This window comes from Caballeronia sp. dw_19, assembly GCF_018449515.1.
Taxonomy (GTDB): domain Bacteria; phylum Pseudomonadota; class Gammaproteobacteria; order Burkholderiales; family Burkholderiaceae; genus Caballeronia.
Genome location: NZ_JAAVUQ010000004.1, coordinates 234,966 through 248,994, shown reverse-complemented (window position 1 = coordinate 248,994; position 14,029 = coordinate 234,966). Strand labels below are relative to the sequence as shown.

The window sequence follows — 14,029 nt, the reverse complement described above, 5'->3', positions numbered from 1 at the left end:
GTGCCCCGGCATCATTGCTGAGCGCTTTTGAGCCGCTGCTTTCTCCGGAATTATTTCGGACGAAACGCAAGACCGCCGGTGACCTTTCCCCCGATTCGATACGTCCGAGAATAGCATCCGCTTCAGCGCCCGCTTGGCGGGCGCGCCCTTCACGGAGCGGACGGATGTTTTGCCAGCGTGCTCAGATCTTCATCCAGGCTCGTGCGAATGGTCGTAATCGCCTGATCCACGTTGGTCGGGCGGAGCAGATTGCGCGCCAGTGCTTCGTAGACATATTGGCGGATCGCCGGGACCTGCGTCTTTAGCAGGACGTCGTGGTAGATATCCCTCATCTCGCTTTCCCGGCCGTTCAGGTCATATAGCCTTTGCAAATGCTGTAGATCATTGACCACCGCAAAGCTCGATCCGAACCCTTCGCGGCCAACGTGGCCGCCATCCAGGTTGGACGGCAAAGTGCTTTGAGCGAATGCACTGCCGGCACCGGTTGCCAGGACGCTTGCGAGAAGCAGAGTTTGGGTAAGTTGTTTCATGATTATCGAGTAGGACTTCGCTTAAGCGGAAATCGAGTAAAAGATGCCAACGCAACTTCACCGTCGACAGGTGACAAACTTGGCAACACTGCCGATCGTTCTCACGGGCACAAGTGGCAAAGCACGGTGTACGGGCGCCATGCACTGCTCCAGCGACCTTCATCGCATCTGCATTAATGTCAGTTTCCACGCCGGCTGCCGACCCTGTCCAGGATCGATCCTGCGAAGAAAGCAGACTGCACGATCCTGCTACGTGATCTTCTGCAGCCTTATATCCTCTTGCATCCATGAACGAAGAGGAATGCGAGGGATGGTTGCGATCCAGCCACTCCCCCATATTGCTTCGTCAATTTGCAGGTTCATGATTGCGCACTTTCGCTAGCGCTGAAACGCCGAGCAACATGCACGTTCGCCAAGTCCTTCCTGAATCTTATAAATAATTTCGCCGCATTTATTAAAGAATTGAAAGTAATCGAGTGCATATCAAAAATGGCAGGAAATTAAAGGAAATATTCCGTAAGCCTTAGGGAAAAGACTTGTCTTTTCCAAGAAATTTACTTGAGAGGAAAGGAGGATCATTCGGTTCAGGGAAGGTCGTTACCAATACAATGCAACGCGTCTCCTAACTTTTTCGTCAGATGGTCAAGTGATCAATTCATCGACGACATTTTTTGAGCTCGGTAAAATCCACGGAGGGAGCATGTTGCTAATCGGCGGTGCAGTAGGTTTTATGTCCGGGGTTCTGCTTATGTTTTTCCTCCTGGGACTTAGGGTGCCTGAGGATCGGATAGTCGATCTCGCCGGTACCCTGATTACGCACAATCCGGCTAAAGCGCCAACTCGGAGTGCCGAAGCGTTCTTGCGAGTGCGCGGTTTCCGGGCTTGAATCCTTGGGTGCAGCGCCACAGCGCTGGGCGATACAGCAGCCGATCAGTTTGTATAAGAAGAGGATTACGCCAATGGCGAAGAAAAGCATTACTGAAGACGCTCAGGACGTGATGCGGGCCGCCATCTTGATCGAACTCGGTGCACGTATTCAAGTGCTGGAAAGCGAAGTCAACCTCTCTCGTGACCGCATGATTCGCCTTTATCAGGAAGTGAGGGGCGTGTCTCCGCCCAAGGGCATGTTGCCGTTCTCGGTTGACTGGTTCCTGACATGGGCACCGAATATTCACGCATCGCTTTTCTATAACATCTATAGATTCCTGACGGATCTCGCGGGCTGTTCGCATTTCGATGCATTGACGAAGGGCTATAAGCTTTATCTCGAGCATTGCGAGCGTCACGACAGCTACATCATGTTGAGCTTCACGCGCGCCTGGACGCTCGTGCGTTTCTTCGACGCCGGCATCCTGCAGTTGACCCGATGCTGCACCTGCACGGCCAAGTTCGTCACGCGCAAGCAAGACGCGGCTCACAGCGCGATGTGTGGCAGTTGCCAGCCGCCGTCGCGGGCGGGCAAGAGCGCCAAGGCTGTTTCGCGCATCACAGAAGACGAAGCTGCAGGTGAATGCAGCACCATACAGCCCGAGGCCATGGAGGAGTTGAATGTGACTCTATCGGGCTGCGCTGATGTGAAACCTGCTCAGCACGAAGCATCCTGCGGGCAGGCCGCCTGAGCAGGCTACCTGACGCGCTATAGAGTCTGCGAGTCCCGGGTTCGTGTGACCGGACCCGTGATGATGTCGCGGCCTTTCTGGTCGCATTGGCGCTTCATGCTCTAATCAATCCGACGTTGCAACCACCATTTTGTCGATGAGCGCCGTGACCTTGGTCGCCGTGCTCGCGAAGCGGTCGAGCTTGGCGCCGCTCGTGGCGTAGCTGGCGGCGATCACGATCTTTCCGCGTTGGATCAACGTGAGGTTGATGGCGGAAAGGTACTGGGTGTATCCGTCGGTGAATGTCCGATGCCCCCAATCCGTGGCCGCGCTGTATACGAGTGTCGCTTCGCAACTTGGCGGGGAAGTCCCTGGCGCATACACGGTCGACTCCACCCCGCGTTTATGCAACGCGTATTGCAATGCCGGGACAAAGTCGCCAACGGGGACCATGGAATTCCACTCGATGCACACGGCATGAAGAGATGCCTGATCACCACTGATGACGGTGGGTGACGAGTGGTTCGACGCAATGCTCAAGCCGGCTTGTACGACTGACCCGGCTGCATCGACGGCGGATATCACGGTCAATGCGCAGCCGGATAACAGGGATGGGCTGAGCGCGGCGCAGATGAGCGATGCATTGCGCATAGATCTTTTAACCTGGCAGGCGAGGCGTTCCATTGGTCTGGTGACGTCCGTCATGCCGAGACGAATGACGGGTTCGACAATGATCGAACCGTATCCTTCGGTCCTGCATTCGATCGAGCTAACCATGACGCCATCACTCCTGTTTGCGTTCTTCAGCGGGTAGCGAGCGGGTGCGATTCGTGTGAACCTCGCATGCTTGTAGTAAGGCTGACTCGACCAGACACGCTCTTGACGATGAAATGACCGCGATAACAACGACTGATATCCCTGCTGATTTGCATGATTTATTTCCGGAGATGAACAGGGCGCCGTCGCGATCCGACTAGTGGAAAGCAATGGATCGTCTGACCGCAATTCCATGGTCGCGCACTTCGGCAAGCGGTGAAACGACAAGCAACAGAGCGCTCCTGCAGGTCCTTTCTCAACCTTTCCGTGGCGCTCGAAAAGTCGTGCAGCTTGCACGGGAGTAGTACTTACCAACTTGCGTCAGCTCGCATCTACGCTGCTGGTCTTCCATTGCTGCACAACAGACTTCACCCAGGCGTCGGGCGCTTTCAGCAGATAAACGAGCGTGGCGTTACGCGTAGCCGGCAAGAAACGCAAAGTGATCGAGCTCACTGCGTTTTCCCATTCGTAGACCGGCAGCGCACTGCTTGCCGATGTGGATCCAGATGTATGAGCGCCAGCCCGCGGCGCGCCATAGCGGTCCGCAAGAGCGTGGCGCAGATCGGCCGCGGTGCCTTCGTCTATGACGAACGACATCTCATACAACCTGAAGGTGGTTTGTCCGTTGACTCGTGCGAAGCGCAGCGTGTGGTCCTGCGCCGGCGCGCCGTCGACCACTGCGCGCGATATCGCCCAGCCATTGGCACGTTGATGCGCCCAGCGGCAGGCAACCGTCAGGCTTTCGCGCGTCTTCAGGTCCATGCCGAGGGAGCCAGCGATTACATCGGTCTCGCACACCGGCACGCTGTCGATTGGGGTCGCTCTTACGGTCGCGCCTGCCTGGAACTCATCGAGGGTTATGCCCAGAGGGATTCCACGAAACTCGAACGGTGTATCTTGAGGGTGCCTTTTCTGATCAGTGGCTTTGCTCCTGGAGCCGCTCGCATCGCGCGCGACCGGGTCCGCGTGAACGGTGACGAACGGAGTGAGCGACAGCACGCCGGTAGCTAGTGCAAGTGCGCAGGCAAACAGGTGGCGTTTCATGGCTCAGTTGATCGCCAACGCACGCATGTCGAATGCCATGCGTGCGGTTTGTTCCGCTAACCTAACCCTTTGCAGCGCCGCTGAAGGCCATTGAATGCATTGGGCCGTTGTAGGCACATGAAGCCGGTTTGAGAAGCCAGCAAGTTCTGGGTTGCCGTGATGGGTCATGATAAGCCTCGCGTAGCGCATTGATCCGAGCTCTATTCGACACCACGCATCGAAACCCCGGGTTTGCGGGTGATCGATGCGCGGCAAAGCGTATTGCGTGTCGAATCATCCCACCGGGTTTGGGCGTGCGATGTGAGAAGGAGTGCACGGTTTCCCGCAGTGCTTACGAGCTGTTTCCGCTGCTTACCAATTTTGAGCCGGCCTTCATGGCGGAAGGCCAGCGCTATCTGCTCGTGAGCGACAGTCTGGCAGAGGACGTGTGCTTTCGTGTAGATAGCGTGCTTTATCGATTCGATGGCTAAACGCATAGCGCAACGCGGTCGGATGCGACAATGATATCTTCCGGCGTCCATGTTGTTCGAGAGGATATTGTTCATGACAGGCACGACGCAATTGAATCGAAAGTGGCGCGAGAAAGTCGTCCTGGCGTATATCGACGAGCCGCCTTTTGGTATGAGCAACCAGAGCGGGGCGGCATCCGGTTCGGATATCGAACTTGCCGAAGAGATTTTGCGGACCATTGGCGTGCGTTCGGTCGAGTGCAGGCTAACGACATTTTCGGAACTGCTGCCGGGCGTCGCGGCGGGGCATTGGGATATCAATGTTCCTTTATTCGTGACAGCAGAGAGAGCCGAGCTTGTTGCGTTCAGCGTACCTGTCTGGGCCTTGTACGACGGGTTCCTGGTTAGCGCCGGAAACCCAAAGCATCTGACGAGCTATGAGGGGCTGGCGCGGGCCGGCGACGCGCTGCTGGGTGTGATCACCGGTCAGGTACAACACGACGCGGCCAGGCGCGCTGGCGTACCTGAATTGCGGATAAACCAGTACGAGCACCAGCAAGAGGCGATCGACGCGTTGCTGGAGGGCCGCATTGACGCATACGCGAGCACGGCGCTCGGAAACCGCACGCTTGTGCAACGTATCGGGAATGCGGCCTTGTCTGCCGTCTCGCACGATCTCACGGCGGCAACGCCGTACGCGCCCCCCAAAGGCGCGTTCTCGTTCGCCAAGGCTAACGTGGATCTCCGCAACGAATTCAATGTCCAGTTGCGCCAGTATCTCGGGTCGCCGGATCACCGAAGCAAGATGGAGCGATATGGGCTCACTGCTACGGAGATCGATCCTGTTGTTGTGGACTAAGATCGTGCTTTGGTCGATGCGGGAAAATTTGATCTCTACGCGAGTGGCGTGTGCTCGTTAGCAGGGCAAGCGTCAAACAATTCATGCGATCGTGACGGGCGGCAAGTTATCACCTGCAATAATATTAAAGGTGATAACTTGGAATACACATGCCATCCTTGCACGAACTCGCTTTTCAAACGCTCTTCGCGCAATTGGAAGACACCGCACAGTCGCAAGCGCTCATACCGCTTGAGTCGTCCGGTTTGAAGATCGAGCGGACGGTGAAGGGTATTGACTACGTGTATTGGCGGAGAAAAAAAGCCTGCGGGTTCAGAACGGTACCTCAGCCACGTGCCAAAGCACCCCGGAAGGATCGAAGATGAACCCTACTTTCATGCCCCAGCTTTGCAGCGCTGGCTCGCGAGGGGCGGCGATAGAAAACTGCTTGGTCAGCTCGCCGGGTTTTGTCTTTTGCCACCACGAATCCACATCCTGGACGAGAAGTTGAATCATGCAGTTCTCGGCGAATTCCTTTGCGTAGAAATTCTGAAGAATGAAGCTGAAATTTCCCAGCTTTAATATCGCAATGCTTTCGTCCTCGTGGGTCAGCGTGAAACCTAGTGCCCGGTAGAAACGCTTCGAAGCGTCGAAGTCTTTCGCGGGTACGAAAGGTCGAATAGCGAGAATCTGATCCATGACGATTCGTCACTCCCCAAGATGATGTTGCTGCCGTTGTTGGAGAAACCGCGTAGAGATTTTATCAAGCGGCGGGGCACCGGGGCACACGAACAAATCGGTGGTGTCCAGCGCGATTGGAGCGCTTATGCTGCGGTCGCGGTCAACTACCGTAGCAGTTCCAGCAGCATGACCGCGGGGCGGGGAAGAATGCCCTGGCGGCGTCGGAAAGCCGTTAGCGTGCGACGCGCGACGAGCCCTGGCTCCGACGCAACACGCGCTATCCACGAGAACGCTTTATTTTCCCGAAAATCCGCCATTCCGCATTAATTTTCCATTTTTTTAACGTGCACCATAAGATCGCCAGGCGGGCTGGGGCACGCGGCGAACCCAATGAACGATGACAATAGTTGCAAGAAGGCCAGTCATTCCCGCATTAACCGGCGTTCGCTTCCTGGCAGCGTTGAGCGTTGCGCTCTATCACCTTTCGCCGGATGTCGCCGCGTCGTTAGGGATTTCGCCATTTTATTTCTATGAAAATTCGGGCGACCCCGTCGAATTGTTCTTCATTCTTTCGGGGTTTATCCTCACTTACACTCATCCAGAAATGAGCGGGGCAGAGGCGCCTGCCGTACGACAGTTCTATTTTTCCCGGTTTGCAAAAATCTACCCGATCTATTTGCTGGGCTGGATCGTATTCGCACCGCTGGTCTATTCGAACCTTGCCGCCTTGCACGGACACTCGGCCGGTCTATATGCGCGGCTTGCGTTTTACGGGGTGATTTCCCTGGCGCTGTTGCTAGCCTGGACGCCGGCCACCGCGAACGCCTGGAATACCCCCGGATGGTCGCTCTCCGCGGAAGCGGTCTTCTACGCGTCGTTTCCCTTCCTGTTTGCTTTCCTGAAAAATCGCAGCGTTAGCGTGCTGTTGAGTTTGATCGGGGCGTGCTGGTTATTTTCCGTCATTCCTACGTTGACGCTTTCGTACCTGCCATCGTCATTGGGACAGGCGTACTGGATGCGAGAACTGGTCAACTTTATGCCGGTGCTTCGGATAGGCGAGTTTACCGCCGGGATATGCATGGCGCGTCTTTATCTAAGCCAGGGCACGGCTAAAGCATTTGTCTTCGATGTGGCGGCTTTCGCGGCTTTGGTTGCAGCAGTTGCGGTCATTGTGCTGGCAAATCATGTGCTGGCCAAGGCGTTGTTGTTCCCAGCCTTTATCGTGCTTCTCTATTGCCTGGCACGCTCTAAAGGGCTGCTTAGTAGCTGGCTTGGAAGCAAGCCCATGGTATTGCTTGGCGAGGCGAGCTTTGCGTTCTATATCCTGCATGTGCCCCTTTTCAGGTATGCAAAGATGCTGTTCCCGAGTGTCGCCACCGCTCCTGCGCCATTTTTTGGATTTTTGCTCGCGCTAACGGCGGTGTCAATATTCAGCTTCCTGTTTATCGAAAAGCCCTTGTGCTCGTATCTTCGCAAAGCCTACAAGACCTCGCGTTCACCGCGTGCGATCCGGCAACCTGAGCACGCGCATTAGGTGTCGGATCGCCGTCGCCTTGGTCTGGTGACTAACGCTGGGTGGGTTGGAAGTTTTCGTGAATTTGTTTTCGTTCGCACTCGGACTTGGGGCTAGTGGTCAAGGGTCAGTGCCGGGTTGCTGCTTTCAGGGTTAGTGGTCTGCGAGAGTCGGATATTCTCTTTATCACTATTAGCCACTGTGCGTGGCGGCACGTCATTTCTTTGTCCAAAGCGACAAAGAAACGAAGCAAAGAAAGCGCTTTCAACCACGCTACCCTAAGTGTCCACAGCGTGCAGTTTTGATTCATAGGTGCCCCAAAAGCACGGTGCTCGCCAGAGCGAAGGATGTGTGAACCCCTCCTTCTCCGAACACGGATACCCACACGCTTCGCCACCAGTGACTGAACCTGCCCAAGGGGCACGGCACCCCGCGCTCGGGTAACGATTAACCGGGACGCTTGCGGAGTCCCGGAACAAAGAGGGCTAGGGCGCGCTGTCAACTTCCTGGCGAGTCGGGATGGAGGGTTGTGCGCCGGCGCGCGTAACGGAAATGGCGGCGGCTCGTTGGGCTAAGCTGATCGCAGCGTCTATGGGCTGGCGTGCGGCCAACTGTGCGGCAAAGACGCCGATGAAGGTATCGCCGGCAGCCGTCGTGTCCACTGCGTTCACCTTGGGCGCCGGGTAGTGCGTACCTTCGCCTCCTTCGGGTAACAGATAGGCGCCTTGCGATCCAAGCGTCACGATGACGTTACGCGCTCCCGCTCGCTGAAGTTCTTTCGCCGCCCTGCGCGCACCGCTTTGCGATTCAACCGGTAATCCGGCAAGGATCGCGGCTTCGACTTCGTTCGGAACCAGATAGTCGACCAACGGCAACCACTCGGGTGGCAGCGGACCGGTAGCCGGCGCTGGATTTAATACGGTCAGCTTGCCGAATCTCCGAGCGGTGACAAGCGTGGCATAGACGGCATCCCACGGGGTCTCTAGCTGACACACCACTACGTCGGCGGCTTTGATCACCGCCTCATGGCGCTTGACCATCTCCGGGGTCACCTGGCCGTTGCTGCCCGGTACCACCACGATCGTGTTCTGGCCGTCGTCCGCGACGGTGACGATCGCCACGCCGGTCGGCACTGACAGGTCGGTTTCGACCGCGCTGCAATCGATCCCTTCCGCTTCCAGATCCGCCAGCCGCAATGTACCGTTGGCGTCGCCGCCCACGCATCCGGCCATGGCCACCCGGCCGCCGATACGCGCAGCCGCAACCGCCTGATTGGCGCCCTTGCCGCCGGATATCTGCGAGAACTCGTGGCCGCTGATCGTTTCGCCCGGACGCGGCAGGTGCGGCGAGCGCGCGACCAGATCGGTATTGATACTCCCCATGATGAGGACAGAGCCTTGCTTGGTTTCTTTGGACATTTCAATTTCTCCTGCTGGCGAACGGCTCGATCACCGGGGTTGAGCTTTTGTTAAGCACCTTAAATGAATGCGCTAAGCCCAAACTGGGTGCCACGGACGTCGGCGATAATAGGGACACGTTTTCTTGAGCCACCCGTGATTCGCGCCTATTTAGCGCGAATCAACTATCCAAAGCGCGGCTGCACGAGCGCTCGGGACCGGGTTCGGCCAGCGCTTACATGATGCGCCGTTTGCTGCGGTACGTATCCAGCACGACCGCCACCACAATCACCGCACCGGTGATGATCCGCTTGGTTGGCTCGTTCGCGCCGATCTGTGCGAGACCTGCTGCAAGCACCGAAATGATCAGGACGCCGAAGAACGTGCTGATAACAGAGCCGCGTCCACCCATCAGGCTCGTGCCGCCGATCACAACCGCTGCAATCACCTGCAGTTCGATCCCCGAACCCGCGTTGGGGTCGGCCGCTTCAAGCCGGGAGATCTGGAACAGGGCTGCCAGACCCGAGAGCAGACCCATTAGCGCAAATACGATGACCTTGTACGGCCGTGGGTTGACCCCTGCCAGCCGCACGGCCTCCTCATTGGTGCCGATGCCGACCAGATAGCGGCCAAAAACCGTTCGGGTGAGCACGAGTTGCGCCACGACCATCACGGCGATAGCAATCAGGAATGAAGGAGAGATACCGAACGCGATGGGGTTCGAGAGAAAGTCGAAGGCGTCGCCAATGTACGCCGTGCGCGAGTTCGTCATCTGGTAGGCAAGACCGCGTGCCGCTTCCAGCACACCTAGCGAAACGATGAACGAAGGGATGCGCCAACCCACCGTCACGGCCCCGGTCACGCAGCCGGTGAGCGCCGCACCGGCCATGCCGAGCAATGCGGCCGGCAGCGCCCCCCAGTGCCATTGCAATGCCGCGACGCTGGTCACGGCCGCACCCAATGCCAGCACCGACCCCACCGACAGATCGATACCCGCAATAATCAGCACGAACGTCATGCCCACCGACATCACGACCAGATCGGGAATCTGATTCGCGATGGTGCTGAAGGTGTCGTAGCTCAGGAAGTGCGAGCTCAGCACGGAGAAGAGCGCGATCATCGCGATGAGCGCCCCCATCAGGCCCAGGTAGTTCGAGAACCCCAGTCGGGTGCCGATCGGCTTCGCGCTTTTGGGCGGCTCCGTTTGCGATTTCGGCGTAGTTGTTTGTACAGTCATGACTGGTGCTCCGTGATAGGGAAGTCCGGCGTCTCGGCGCCCGGTTCAATAGATTCGCTGAGGATTTTATCGCGGGCTGCATAACCCGCGAACGCTGCGGCCAGCAATGCGTCCTGCGACCAGTTATCGCGTTCGAAGACGCCGGTCATGCGTCCCGCCGACATCACGCCGATCCGGTCGCAGATCAGCATCAGCTCGCGCAGGTCGCTGGACACGACCACCAGCGCGCGGCCTTCGCGCGCCTGGGCGCCCATCAGTGCATAGATGTCGAACTTGGCGCCGACGTCGATGCCGCGCGTGGGTTCGTCGAAGAGCAGAACCGTGCAATCGCGCGCGAGCCAGCGGCCGATCACCACCTTCTGCTGATTGCCGCCCGAGAGTTCGGACACCGGTTGCGCAGCGCTCGACGTGCGAATCCGCATGGCGTCGATCTGTTTCTGCGCGAGTTCGGTCTCGCGGCGGGTATCGATAAAACCGTGCGTCGATACCGCGCCAATATTGCCCAGCGAAATGTTCGCGGCAATCGGCTGGGGCAGTAACAAGCCTTCGCCCTTGCGGTCTTCGGTGATGAGCGCAATACCCTGGCGCACTGCATCGGAGGGTGACTTGATGCTGACGGTCTTGAGCGCCGCACCCTGGTGCGCGATCGAGATGCTGCCGCTATCCGCCCGATCCGCGCCGTAGATCAGCCGCATGAGTTCGGTCCGGCCCGCGCCGATCAACCCGCTGATGCCGAAGATCTCGCCGGCCTTTATTTCAAACGATACGTCACGCACGGCGTGGCCGCGCGTCATGCCTTGCACCTTGAATGCCGTCGCGCCGATGCGGCGTTCGCCGAGGTCGATACGTTCGCCAATATCGCGTCCGACCATCAGCGTGACGAGCTTGTCGCTGGTGAGATTGCGTATGGTGTCTACGTGCACGAGCCGCCCGTCGCGCAACACGGCCGCGCGTTCGGCGATCCGCGCCAGTTCTTCCAGCCGATGCGAGATATATACCAGCGCCACGCCGCGCGACTTCAGGTGGGCGACTTGCTCGAACAGCAGGTCGACTTCGCGAGCCGTGAGCATGGCGGTGGGTTCATCGAGGATCAGCACGCGGCAATCGCCGATCAGGTTGCGCGCGATCTCGACCATCTGTTGATGGCCGATCCCGAGTTCACCCACGAGCGTATCCGGGTCGATAGCATCGAGCCCGACCTGGGCCATCGCCTGGCGCGCGTTTTCGCGCAGTGTCGTGCGGTCGATCCAGCCCAGCCCGCGTTTTCGTTTTGGCAGGCGATTCAGAAAGAGGTTTTCAGCAACCGACAGCGTGGGCAACAGGTTCAGTTCCTGCATCACCATGCGCACGCCGAGCGCTTCGGCGTCGCTGCGGCTTGCCGGCGCGTATGAGATACCACCGAGCTGCATTGAACCTGTAGTGGGTATCACAAGACCGCCTACGATCTTCGAGAGCGTGCTCTTGCCGGCGCCGTTTTCGCCTGTCAGCGCGAGCACTTCACCGGGACGCAGGTGGAGCGAGACGTCCGCGAGCACGGGTTCGACGTAGGTCTTGCCGATCCCGTGAATGGTCAGCACCGGCGCTATGTCGGCGGAAGGGACTATTGGACTGGGCATCGCTTATGAGAGGCTAGGGCGGGTACTGGAATGCGAGTTTCGCCCCGGCCATAAAGAGCCGGGGCGCACTACACGTTGGAATACTTGAAGCTAAAGCCGGGCGCGCGTCGGGATACTCTACGCCGCTTGCAGCGTTCGTTCAGCATGCGCCACCGCGGCCAACCGCAATGACGCATGCCGGTTGGCTTGGGGCCAGCAGGCTTACTTGGTGATCAGGTTGACTGGCGTTTCCACCACGCTCGACAGTTGCGACTGTTTCTGGTGCGCGGAGAGCGCTTTCAAAGCCGTGTCGATACCAAATACCGCTTGTTTCGCGGCGTATTGATCGGCCGTTGCAAGCACCCGGCCGTCGGCGAGCATCGGTTTGATGGCGTTGATGTTGTCATAACCGACGACCTGCACCTTGCCCGCCTTGCCGGCCGCCCGCACGGCAGCCACCGCGCCGAGTGCCATGTTGTCGTTGCCGCACAGCAGCGCCTTGATGTTCGGGTTCGCGTTCAGGATCTGCGATGCCACCGCGTTGCCCTTGTCGATTTCCCAGTCGCCCGATTGCAGCGCAACAACCTTCATGCCGCCTGCTTGCATCGCTTGCTTGAAACCGGCTGTGCGTTGCTGCGCATTGGTCGTGGTCGACACGCCTTCGATAATGCCGACTTCATCGCCGGCCTTGAGTCGCTTGGCCAGATAATCTCCGACCAGCCTCGCGCCCTTCGCGTTGTCCGGGCCGACGAACGGCACGTTCAGGTCCTTCGATTTGAGCACATCAGGATCAAGCTGGTTGTCGATGTTCACCACGATGATCCCTGCATCCACGGCCTTCTTGATGACCGGAACGAGCGCTTTCGAATCAGCCGGGGCGATCACGAGCGCGTCGACCTTCGAGACAATCATCTGCTCGACAATGCGAATCTGGTTCGCGGTATCGGTTTCGTCCTTGATGCCGTTCGAGATGAGCGTGAACTTGCTCGCGTTATGCGCCTGGTAATCCTTGGCGCCCGTTTCCATGGTGAGGAAGAACTCATTGGCGAGTGACTTCATCACGAGGGCGACAACGGGTTTTTTCGCCGTTTGAGCGAACGCCGACGAGACAGGCAACAGCGAGAATGCGGCTGCTACTGCGGTCGCCGCGGTCGCAGCGAGTAAGCGGCGCCGTGCTTGATTAGCTTTGCGGGTCATAGAGTCTCCGTTAGTTAGTTCGCTCTTCGGTCTACTGAGGGAATAGCCGTCGAGTCGTTTGGTCAGTAAATCAATTTGAACGACATGCTTGTTGCCGGATCGCTTTAACGCTAATACGTACAAACCCGATGCATGAGCCGTGGCGTAAATCAAGCGGCAATCCAGCCCATCCGGGTCTAATGCTATCCTCGCGATTCGCGATATGCTACGTCTAAAATCGAAAGCGAGCGTTTCAAAAATGGAACACGTTGACTGGGACGACTTGCGGCTTTTGCTTGCCATCGCCCGAGAAGGAACCATGAGATCCGCCGCTGCGGCGTGCGATCTTAGCGCGGCAACGCTGTCGCGCCGCTTGACGGAGCTTGAAAGAAGATTGGGTGAACCCCTGATTGACCGCGTGCCTTCCGGCTGCGCAGTCACGACGTTCGGGCAGCGGGTGCTTGCATGGGCCGAGCAGATGGAAGCCCTGGCGCACCAGATCGAACGGGCCGGGGATGTCACGGGTTCTCACGGTCTTGAAGGAACGGTCAGGATCAATGCGGTCGAGTGGATGTCCTACATCCTGATGAAGCTTCTCGGCTCCTTCCAGGAAAGGTTTCCCGGACTGGCCATTGAAGTGCTGACCTCGCAGCAGCCATACAACCTTGCCCGACGTGAAGCCGACATTGCCATCTGGTCGGAGTGCCCGGACGAGGGTGACCTGTACGTCCGCCGGATCGGCAAGGTTCGCTTTGGTTTATATGCATCGCGAGACTATTACCTGCGTCACAAGGTGGCCATCAAGAAGAAGGAGTGGAGCAAGCTTTCCTTCGTCGGTTATGACGAGCGCCGGGGGGACCATCCCGCGGCCCGCTGGCTCAAGACGCTGCCGGGCGCACCTGCGCCGAGCCTTCGCAGCAGTTATGTGCTGGGCGTGTTCGACGGCGTGCTGGGCGGCTCGGGTCTGGGCGTGCTCGCGCAACTGGCGGGTGATACGACCAGTGATCTGGTCTGCATCGAACCGCATATCAGGGAGCTGGATCAGGATGTCTGGATGGTCCTGCATCCGGCGCTGCGTGGCAGCGAGCGCATACGGGCGGTGTCGAACCTTGTTGCCGATATTTTCAGGTGAAGGTGGGCGTTACGACGGGGCCT

General features: G+C 58.3%; 13 protein-coding genes and 1 pseudogene. 4 read left to right on the top strand and 10 right to left on the bottom strand.

Going from position 1 to position 14,029, the window contains the following annotated elements; genetic code table 11:
- Nucleotides 1-149 precede the first annotated feature (149 nt).
- A complete protein-coding gene (locus HB376_RS07855; RefSeq protein ID WP_213762853.1) occupies nucleotides 150-530 on the bottom strand; it encodes a hypothetical protein in 381 nt (126 codons plus the stop codon).
- 706 nt (nucleotides 531-1,236) lie between these two features.
- Complete coding sequence (locus tag HB376_RS07850; protein WP_213762852.1) at nucleotides 1,237-1,506, bottom strand: hypothetical protein; 270 nt, start codon at nucleotides 1,504-1,506, stop codon at nucleotides 1,237-1,239.
- Between HB376_RS07850 and flhC the strand changes: the two genes are divergently transcribed.
- The gene (gene flhC, locus HB376_RS07845; RefSeq protein ID WP_213762851.1) at nucleotides 1,490-2,149 is read left to right on the top strand and encodes a flagellar transcriptional regulator FlhC; all 660 of its coding nucleotides are present in this window, start codon (nucleotides 1,490-1,492) and stop codon (nucleotides 2,147-2,149) included. The genes HB376_RS07850 and flhC overlap by 17 nt on opposite strands.
- Nucleotides 2,150-2,254: 105 nt before the next feature.
- Here the strand turns inward: flhC and HB376_RS07840 are convergent, their stop codons facing one another.
- Nucleotides 2,255-2,905 carry a hypothetical protein gene (locus HB376_RS07840; protein ID WP_255631216.1) on the bottom strand — a complete coding sequence of 217 codons (651 nt, stop codon included), beginning with the start codon at nucleotides 2,903-2,905 and terminating at the stop codon, nucleotides 2,255-2,257.
- Between the two features lie 360 nt (nucleotides 2,906-3,265).
- Nucleotides 3,266-3,988, bottom strand: a complete 723-nt coding sequence (locus HB376_RS07835; RefSeq protein WP_213762850.1) for a hypothetical protein — start codon at nucleotides 3,986-3,988, stop codon at nucleotides 3,266-3,268.
- A gap of 543 nt (nucleotides 3,989-4,531) precedes the next feature.
- Between HB376_RS07835 and HB376_RS07830 the strand changes: the two genes are divergently transcribed.
- On the top strand, nucleotides 4,532-5,296 hold the full coding sequence (locus HB376_RS07830) for a transporter substrate-binding domain-containing protein (protein WP_213762849.1): 765 nt from the start codon (nucleotides 4,532-4,534) through the stop codon (nucleotides 5,294-5,296).
- 312 nt (nucleotides 5,297-5,608) lie between these two features.
- On the opposite strand, the gene HB376_RS07825 is transcribed toward HB376_RS07830, so the two are convergent.
- Nucleotides 5,609-5,974: a VOC family protein gene (locus tag HB376_RS07825; protein WP_213762848.1), complete on the bottom strand. Its 366-nt coding sequence runs from the start codon at nucleotides 5,972-5,974 to the stop codon at nucleotides 5,609-5,611.
- A gap of 146 nt (nucleotides 5,975-6,120) precedes the next feature.
- Nucleotides 6,121-6,216, bottom strand: a pseudogene (locus HB376_RS40830) (LysR family transcriptional regulator); the annotation flags it as partial.
- Between the two features lie 137 nt (nucleotides 6,217-6,353).
- On the opposite strand from HB376_RS40830, the gene HB376_RS07820 reads away from it, so the two are divergent.
- On the top strand, nucleotides 6,354-7,490 hold the full coding sequence (locus tag HB376_RS07820) for an acyltransferase (protein WP_213762847.1): 1,137 nt from the start codon (nucleotides 6,354-6,356) through the stop codon (nucleotides 7,488-7,490).
- Between the two features lie 464 nt (nucleotides 7,491-7,954).
- On the opposite strand, the gene rbsK is transcribed toward HB376_RS07820, so the two are convergent.
- The 4 genes from rbsK to HB376_RS07800 form a co-directional block, all read right to left on the bottom strand.
- Entirely contained in the window at nucleotides 7,955-8,887 is a 933-nt protein-coding gene (gene rbsK / locus HB376_RS07815) for a ribokinase (RefSeq protein WP_213762846.1), read from the bottom strand.
- Nucleotides 8,888-9,101: 214 nt separating this feature from the next.
- The gene (locus HB376_RS07810) at nucleotides 9,102-10,103 is read right to left on the bottom strand and encodes an ABC transporter permease (protein WP_213762845.1); all 1,002 of its coding nucleotides are present in this window, start codon (nucleotides 10,101-10,103) and stop codon (nucleotides 9,102-9,104) included.
- Nucleotides 10,100-11,719, bottom strand: coding sequence for a sugar ABC transporter ATP-binding protein (locus HB376_RS07805; RefSeq protein ID WP_213762844.1), 1,620 nt, complete (start codon nucleotides 11,717-11,719; stop codon nucleotides 10,100-10,102). Before HB376_RS07805 ends, HB376_RS07810 begins: the two co-directional genes overlap by 4 nt.
- Nucleotides 11,720-11,920: 201 nt before the next feature.
- Nucleotides 11,921-12,895 (bottom strand): sugar ABC transporter substrate-binding protein, encoded by a 975-nt coding sequence (locus tag HB376_RS07800; protein WP_213762843.1) that lies wholly within the window; start codon nucleotides 12,893-12,895, stop codon nucleotides 11,921-11,923.
- A gap of 202 nt (nucleotides 12,896-13,097) precedes the next feature.
- On the opposite strand from HB376_RS07800, the gene HB376_RS07795 reads away from it, so the two are divergent.
- The gene (locus HB376_RS07795) at nucleotides 13,098-14,006 is read left to right on the top strand and encodes a LysR family transcriptional regulator (protein ID WP_255631215.1); all 909 of its coding nucleotides are present in this window, start codon (nucleotides 13,098-13,100) and stop codon (nucleotides 14,004-14,006) included.
- The last annotated feature ends 23 nt before the right edge of the window (nucleotides 14,007-14,029 follow it).